A 7,241-nucleotide genomic window follows, 5' to 3' on the forward strand; every position below is an offset into this window, starting at 1 on the left:
ATTGAAGCCGCAGAGCGCCGCTTGATCAGCCTCGTCACCCAAATTCCAGCATAGCTCGCTGACAGACGCTGATGTGCGTAGGGGAGCAGCCACGCTCAGACGGCTCCTTGTCGACCGCGGCCAAGGTGCCATCATGGCAGCGTGGCGGCATCTCGGGTTTGAAGGGCAGCCAATTGTTCAGGCTCCGGACCTTCTTGGCTTGATGGGTCAAATGCAGCAGCCGATAACACACGCAGCGGCAGTAGTTGCTGGAGGAGCGCCAGTCAGTGGCATGTCAGTGGTTGCTTTAGGCGGCCATCGCGTGCAGCACCCGGAAACTGGCGTGCCTGCCCTCGCGGATGAGGGGTTTGCAGTTGTGGTGTCATCGATCGCTAGATCGGTTCTTACCTACGACCCACTCCCTCCGGGGCCGTTCAGCGCCATGATCCACCGCGGCTGGCGGCTTCTTGACTACGTGGAGTCCGCAGGAGCGATACGCCGGGGACAGGTGATCAGTCGCAGAACAGTCATCCAATACGTCGCAAACCAGGTTGGAGGAGTGCATGCCGACAATCTATTCCCGAATGTCAAAAAGAAGCGCGACGATGCTGAAGAACTTGCTGCTGAACTCTACAACAAGATCAGCGCCGATTGGCGGAACGGTTTGATGTATGAGCTTTTGTCTATTGGCGTCTATCTGGGACGTTCTGAAGATTTGAAAAAATTGGCTGCTGCGATCCAGAAAGCTTCTTACTCTTTTCAGGGCCGTCGTCCCTTGGTTTGAATTCGCTCGCCCGCCCCCACGATCTTCTATGTGGACCCGAAGGTGGCTAACCGAGATGTGGATCCTATTAGCGATTAAATGACTGCATCTTCGTCATTGACGTTGCGCTCTACCAACTGCCCCTCCACATCGCTTCGAAAACCGCAATACCATGACACAGGAACGGATGCTTGAGCTTCCATCGTTCGCAACTCGCGATGGGCAGTTCAGCGCCGCCTCGTCTGCGAACTAAGTAACTGCGATCCATTCGACAAAGACGGCTAGTGGCGCTCAGAAGCCCGCCGAGCCACAATGTCAGCTGGCTCGTCAGCCCGTGGATTTCTGCTTTTGACGGCGGGTTCAACCGATCGCTGCAACACACTCAGCGAACTTCTCCGCTTGGGTCTTATAGAGCAAGGTCTTTTGAGGCTGTCCCGAAAGCTGCGGCAGGGGATGGGGCGTACTGTGCGCGAGCGGTGACCTTGGTTACGCAAAGAGGCTGCATTGGCATCGGAAACCATGGGATTTAGGTGTAATCCAGCCCCAGGCTCCTATAGATTCTATAGGAAGCAAAAACTAATTACAGAAAATCCTTCGCGGCCTTTTCGCATTCGACGGATTGCTGGCTTGAGGTCGGCATGAGCGACTCCTCGACAATGGATGATCCGATGTTGTATCCCGTGCCGTTGACCTCGGTACGCGCGAAAGGTGGCGGTGCGTACAACCGCTTTCGCGACGTAGAGGAAGAGATCACGCAGATCCTCCGGTCGGGAGATCCCGCGACACTGCTTCTGGGTGGTTCGCTTAGCACCTGCAAATCGCAGACGCTGGTCTACTTTGCCCGCCACTCTGGCACAGACCGTCATCTGGTCGGCCAACTCGTCCATGAGATCATGAGTCGCGCCGCTGCAATCGTTGCCAAGAACAGTCGCGGGTTCAGCGATACCGACGTTGAGATCATTGCCGGTGGAGTCCGGGTACACTTGGTGACCTTGCTGTTCGCCGATCCGTCGACGCGCATGTCCGAGAACCTTGAAGTAGACTTCCACGGAGCAGTCCGGCAGCAGACGATCAAGGAACAGCGCCCTTTCAAGGATGTTCCTACGGCCAATAAGTTCGACACCGCCTCTACGACAGCCGACGGTTCGGATCCCCTCGATGACATCCCAGAAAAGGCAGCGAGCACCGCTCTCGACGAGTTGATCCGCAAGACCAGCCCGCCCCAGGTTCGGCAGTTGCTCAAGGCGATCAAGGATCCCAAGCACCGCAAGGCTTTCATTTTGCGCAAACTGCGCGATTGGCCGATGACCAGTGCCGATCCATCGATGCCCACCGTAACCAAATATTTTGGCCTTCGCCCCGAGCAAGCAAGGACCGTCCAGTACTGGATCGACCGTGCAATCAAGGAGATGCGTGAGGCGTTCGGAGAACCGTCATGACCCGCTTTAGCCAGACTTTCGATGACATCCTCGCAATTATGGTTGAGGAAGGAGACGTCGTTCCCAACCACGAGGTTCTCGTCGCCTGGATCGCCCGATACCCTGCATTCACCGATGAACTTACGGACTATTTTGCCGCTTTGGCTTTCCAGCTGGAGGAGGATTCGGACATCCCTCACCTCGACGCCGAACATTTCGCGAACCTGGCGGTGAGCGAAGCGATGAACCTCTTGCATGCCCGCGATTCTGTTCAGAAGGTGGAACAACCCGTTCGGTTGTCCAGGCTCGTGGAGCGGGCCGGCCTCAGCGAAGAGGACGTCGCCCACAAAGTCGGCATCACTCTGGACATCTTTCTTAAGCTGGATCGCTGCCGCATCGATCCAATAGGTGGAATTCCACGACTGCTTGTTGAAACTCTCGCTGCGACAGTGCAAGGAAGTATTCGTCAAGTATGGGCAGCGCTTTCATTGCCCAGGGTGGCCAGCTCAAGATCAGGGCTGCTCAGAAGTCACAAACGAGCTGAGGTTCGGGCAGAGACCTGGGAGGAGGCTGTCCAGGGCTCGTCTTTATCTGAGCAAGAAAAGGCTCGGTGGCTTCGAGCTACCAGGGAGGGAACCGGTCCACCATGAGCAGCTGGCTCGAAATCCGTTTGCTGGCCACCCACTGGCACAGCCACCTTGTGCCTGAGACGACCGAGCTTCTTCCCGCCGCCACCCTGCTCCAGCGAGCTCTGGGCGATGCCGAGCTGAAGCTTCTGATCCTTCCCGCCGACAGTATCTTGCTAGATGGGGCTCAAGCGCTCTTTGACCAGGATACGAATCGCATCCTGTGTTCGGAGGCGCTTGCCGAAGACGAGAAGCATTTCGTCCTTGCCCACGAACTTGCACATGCGCGGCTACATCGCGACGCCGAACCCTGCCACGAGGACGATGTCGATCCGTGGACGCCTGCGGAACCTGAAGAGTCCGCACTTGGCGAGTCCGATGCCTACAGTCCCAAGCAGAGGCGAGAGGCGCAGGCCAACGTGTATGCCCGAGAACTACTCCTGCCGCGACTGAAGCTCAGGGATAGATTTCTCAAAGGGGATATCACCGCGAGCGCAATAGCGGTCGAACTGGAGGTTCCCGAGAACCTGGTCCTGCAGCAACTTGCGGACGCAATCCTGCTCCCCGACGATGCATTGCCAAAGGCGCGGCCGCCGGAACCGGACCCGGATCCCTCGCAGCTCAAAGCGGTCACCGCACCTATGGGACCACATCAGGTCCGGGCCGGACCCGGCACGGGCAAGACGCGCACCTTGGTCAGCCGTATCAAGCATCTGATCGAGCACGACGAGCCGGCGAGTTCGATACTGGCACTGACCTATTCGAACGGGTCTGCTCAGGATCTGGCAGTTCGCATACGGGCAAGCCTTGGAGAGGCGAGCACGGGCGTATGGACCGGCACGTTCCATGCCTTTGGCCTGGAGCTGCAACGCCTCTACTGGAATGGGCCGAACGACGCACCTTACATGGCGAGCCGCTCAGACCAGTTGTTCCTGCTCGAGGAGTTGCTGCCGAAGCTCTCGTTGAACCATTACCTCGACCTCTACGAACCCCTGCGTTCGCTCAAGGCGGTGCTCGGAGCAATCAGTCGTGCCAAGGACGAACTCTGCTCGCCTGAACAGTACGAAGTCTACGCTGCGCGGACTGCCCAGCGCGATCCTGATGCTGGCGCCAAAGCCTCCGAAGTTGCTCGCGTCTACGCGATCTACCAGGCCGAGATGCGCGACCGAGGCTGGCTCGACTTCGGCGACCTGATAGCCGGTTCGGTGGAGTTGCTTTCATCGAACCAGGAGGCGCTCGGCTGGGTCCAATCGAAATACCAGAATGTCTTGGTCGATGAGTACCAGGACACCAATCACGCCAGCAGCGTGTTCCTGGACAAGCTGGCACCGGCGGGTCGTGGACCGTGGGTCGTCGGCGACGTCAGGCAGTCGATCTACCGCTTTCGCGGCGCTTCTCCATTGAATATGGCCAAGTTCCGCCAGCAGTTCGTTGGCGCCGATCGAACCGATCTCGAGATTAACTACCGTTCCGGTGGGCGGATCGTCTCGATCTTCGAAACCTTCGGGAGCTCGATGAACCTGCCGTCCGAAGACGGGCCGGCACCGAGGCTTATTCCACATCGCGGAACGGACACCGGCGCCGTTGCCTACAATGTTGCGACCACGCGAGAGGCTGAGTTCGAGGGTATTGCCGGGCGGATCAGGGCTAGGACTGGTGAAGGCGACGCTTACCGCAGCCACGCGGTTTTGGCCCGGTCGCACACCACCTTGTCGCGGCTTGCCGACCACTTCGAGAAGAATGGCATTCCGGCTCTTTATTTCGGCGACTTCTTCGAGCGATCTGAAGTCCGCGACATGCTGAGCTTGCTTTCGGTGGTTGCCGAAGGGGACGGCATCGGACTGTTTCGTGTCGGTCAGTGGCCGCGATACGCGGTACCGCCCCAAGACCTGCAGACGCACTTGCACTGGGTGCGGGAAAACAAGACCACGGTCCTGAAGTCCCTCCGCGAGGTGGACCTTGTTCCCGGCCTGAGCGATTCGGGCCGGAACGGCTTGCAGCGCCTGATCGATGACGTGGGTGGCGTCCAGTTCATGACCTCGCCGCATGCATTTCTCGCGGGCTATCTGTTCAACCGCGGCGGCGTCGTCGCGGACATTTTCAGAGGCGATGCCGTTGACGCCCAGCAAAGGCGCCTTGCTCTCTACCAGCTGCTCCAAATTACCTACGAGCATCGACATCGATCCAAGGTCGATCCAAAACGAGCATTCTTGGAGCATGTCCGCCGGCTCGAAATCCTCGATGAGGAAAAGGAGTTCCGCCGGCTGCCCGCCGTGGCATCAGGTATCGATGCGGTCAAGTTGATGACAGTTCATGCCAGCAAGGGGCTGGAGTTCGACAACGTCCACATCCCGTCGTTAAGCCCCAGCATGTTCCCGCCCAATGCCCAGCCACAGCTCTGCCCACTACCCGACGGTATGATCGAACCCGATCCCCTGCTCTCATCGGATATGGAGGAGAAGAGCTTGTTCTTCGTCGCGCTCTCGCGGGCCAAAGACCGCCTGGGGCTTTCGAGGGCGAACAAATATGGCGGGTGGTCGAGGCCCAATCCATCGTCGTTGTTGACGCCGTTGCAGGCGACGTTTGGGGGAACAAGCCAACCGGACTGGCTCGACGGCACCTCAGCCGAGGTCCCCTACCTGCTGCTGGCTGGCGGCGTCGACCTGTCCGCAGGCATCGCCGTGGAGGCAATCGAGCGCTATGAAAAATGCCCGAGGAAGTTCTACTACCAGGACGTTCTGGCACTGCGGTCGCGTTCGGAACAGGCTCCGTACCTGCGCTTCCTTTCGGTCATCCGCTCGATGTTGAAGTGGATGAATGGCACCGTCGAGTCCGATCGAGCCGTTGCGATGTCAGAGACGTTCGAGCAGAACTGGGCCGAGTTCGGACCCGTCGAGCACCCGCACAACGCCGTTTACCAGGATACGGCTCGCCAGATGCTTTCGGTAGCGTCGAGGGAAATGTCCGGCGCCGTGCTAGGTCTCGGCCGCGAGGCGCTGATTGGTACGCGACGCGTGATTTTGCAGGCGGACAACATCCGCGAGGAACCGCACCAGATCGTGGTCCAGCGGCTCAAAGCCGGCCGACTCGCGAAAAAGGAAACCAGGCGCACGCGCGACAAACTCCTCCACGATGCGGTCGCGCGGGACCACTCCAAGCCGGTGGTATTCGAGCATGTTTCCCTGCTGACCGGCGACCGAACGGCGCAGAGCGCCACGACCGATACGGGCCTGGCGGCTGAGGTGGCGGCAGTTTTCGACGACATCGAAGCTGGTCGGTTTGCGCCCAAGCCCGGCGGCCGCGAATGCCCGACCTGCCCCTACTCTTTCATCTGTCCATCGAGCGGAGTGGAGCGGCACTAAGCACCGGAAATTTCTGGCCGGCCTTTTCGGACTCGGGGTTTTCCAGGCTTGAGGTGGGTAAGCGGCACTGATGCCGCGCTCAACCTCAAGAGGTAAAACTATGACTTCCTTCTCCATTTTCCTTCAGGCCGAAGGCTCGAACAAGATCGAGATTTTCGAGATCGACGAGGCTGCGCCGGTCGAGACGCTCGTCAACGCGGCCAAGGAGCGCGGCCTTCTCGAAGGCGACCAGTCCGAGTTTCTGATCTTCCTCGAGGATCAGGAAGAGCCTCTGGTCCAGACCAAGCCATTTGGTGAGCAGGGCGGCAAGGCAAAGGATCGGGTGATCCTGCATCGCTGCCGCCGCATCGAGGTTTCTGTCGCCTTCAATGCTCACAAGGACGAGCGCCGCTTCAGCCCAGCGGCGACGGTGGCGCGGGTGAAGCGGTGGTTCGTCAAGGAGATCGGCATGTCGCCGGTGGATGCAAGCGAGCACGTTCTGCAGCTCGCCGGCACCACGGAACGGCCGGACCCGGACACTCATATCGGCACCCTGGTCCGCAAGGGCACGTGCTCGGTGAGCTTCACCCTGGTTCCCCGCAAGCGCGTGGAGGGCTAAGCGATGAACGCTCCGCTGCGCCTCCCCGACGAAAGCGCCCTAGGGAGTGAACTCGAAAGTGGCGCCTTCCAGCTCGGCGTGCACAACGGCCGCTGGCGCCCGCACAGCATCAGCTGGCCGCATGTCATCATCGAGGTCGCCGCGGCGCCGCGGACACGTTCTCCCGACTGGGTAGCCCTGCGCTTCGATTGCTCAGGCTACCCCCAAAATCCGCCCACGGCGCAGCCGTGGGACATCGCAGCCAACACTCCCCTCGCGTTCGCCAAGTGGCCGGGTGGCAAGTCTCGCGTGCCGGCGGTATTCCGTCCGGATTGGAAGAACGGTACGTGCCTTTATGTGCCTTGCGACCGCGAAAGCATCACCGGTCACGACAACTGGCGGCAGGAACATCCGGATCTGATCTGGCAGCCGGCACGCGGTCTTGTTCAATACCTCGTTGCGTATTCCGACGAAGCCGGCCATCGATTCCGATTTGAAGCCGGCCAGTCATTCCGA

The 7,241-nt window shown here is 59.8% G+C and carries 6 protein-coding genes; all 6 read left to right on the plus strand.

What is annotated here, in order from left to right; all coding sequences use genetic code 11:
• Window positions 1-133: 133 nt before the first annotated feature.
• On the plus strand, window positions 134-763 hold the full coding sequence (locus QQK95_RS30880) for a hypothetical protein (protein WP_284278266.1): 630 nt from the start codon (window positions 134-136) through the stop codon (window positions 761-763).
• Between the two features lie 617 nt (window positions 764-1,380).
• Window positions 1,381-2,181 (plus strand): hypothetical protein, encoded by an 801-nt coding sequence (locus QQK95_RS30885; RefSeq protein WP_284278267.1) that lies wholly within the window; start codon window positions 1,381-1,383, stop codon window positions 2,179-2,181.
• On the plus strand, window positions 2,178-2,810 hold the full coding sequence (locus QQK95_RS30890; RefSeq protein ID WP_284278268.1) for a hypothetical protein: 633 nt from the start codon (window positions 2,178-2,180) through the stop codon (window positions 2,808-2,810). Before QQK95_RS30885 ends, QQK95_RS30890 begins: the two co-directional genes overlap by 4 nt.
• Entirely contained in the window at window positions 2,807-6,148 is a 3,342-nt protein-coding gene (locus tag QQK95_RS30895; protein WP_284278269.1) for a UvrD-helicase domain-containing protein, read from the plus strand. Before QQK95_RS30890 ends, QQK95_RS30895 begins: the two co-directional genes overlap by 4 nt.
• Window positions 6,149-6,218: 70 nt before the next feature.
• On the plus strand, window positions 6,219-6,746 hold the full coding sequence (locus QQK95_RS30900; protein WP_284278270.1) for a hypothetical protein: 528 nt from the start codon (window positions 6,219-6,221) through the stop codon (window positions 6,744-6,746).
• Window positions 6,747-6,749: 3 nt separating this feature from the next.
• On the plus strand, window positions 6,750-7,241 hold a 492-nt coding region (locus QQK95_RS30905; protein WP_284278271.1), incomplete at its 3' end, for a DUF7665 family protein.

This window comes from Mesorhizobium huakuii (assembly GCF_030160235.1).
Lineage (GTDB): Bacteria > Pseudomonadota > Alphaproteobacteria > Rhizobiales > Rhizobiaceae > Mesorhizobium > Mesorhizobium huakuii.

Bases quoted from the DNA above. Each gene is read 5' to 3' on its own strand.
- QQK95_RS30880 (WP_284278266.1), top strand. From the start codon at position 134: ATGGCAGCGTGGCGGCATCTCGGGTTTGAAGGGCAGCCAATTGTTCAG.
- QQK95_RS30885 (WP_284278267.1), top strand. From the start codon at position 1,381: ATGAGCGACTCCTCGACAATGGATGATCCGATGTTGTATCCCGTGCCG.
- QQK95_RS30890 (WP_284278268.1), top strand. From the start codon at position 2,178: ATGACCCGCTTTAGCCAGACTTTCGATGACATCCTCGCAATTATGGTT.
- QQK95_RS30895 (WP_284278269.1), top strand. From the start codon at position 2,807: ATGAGCAGCTGGCTCGAAATCCGTTTGCTGGCCACCCACTGGCACAGC.
- QQK95_RS30900 (WP_284278270.1), top strand. From the start codon at position 6,219: ATGCCGCGCTCAACCTCAAGAGGTAAAACTATGACTTCCTTCTCCATT.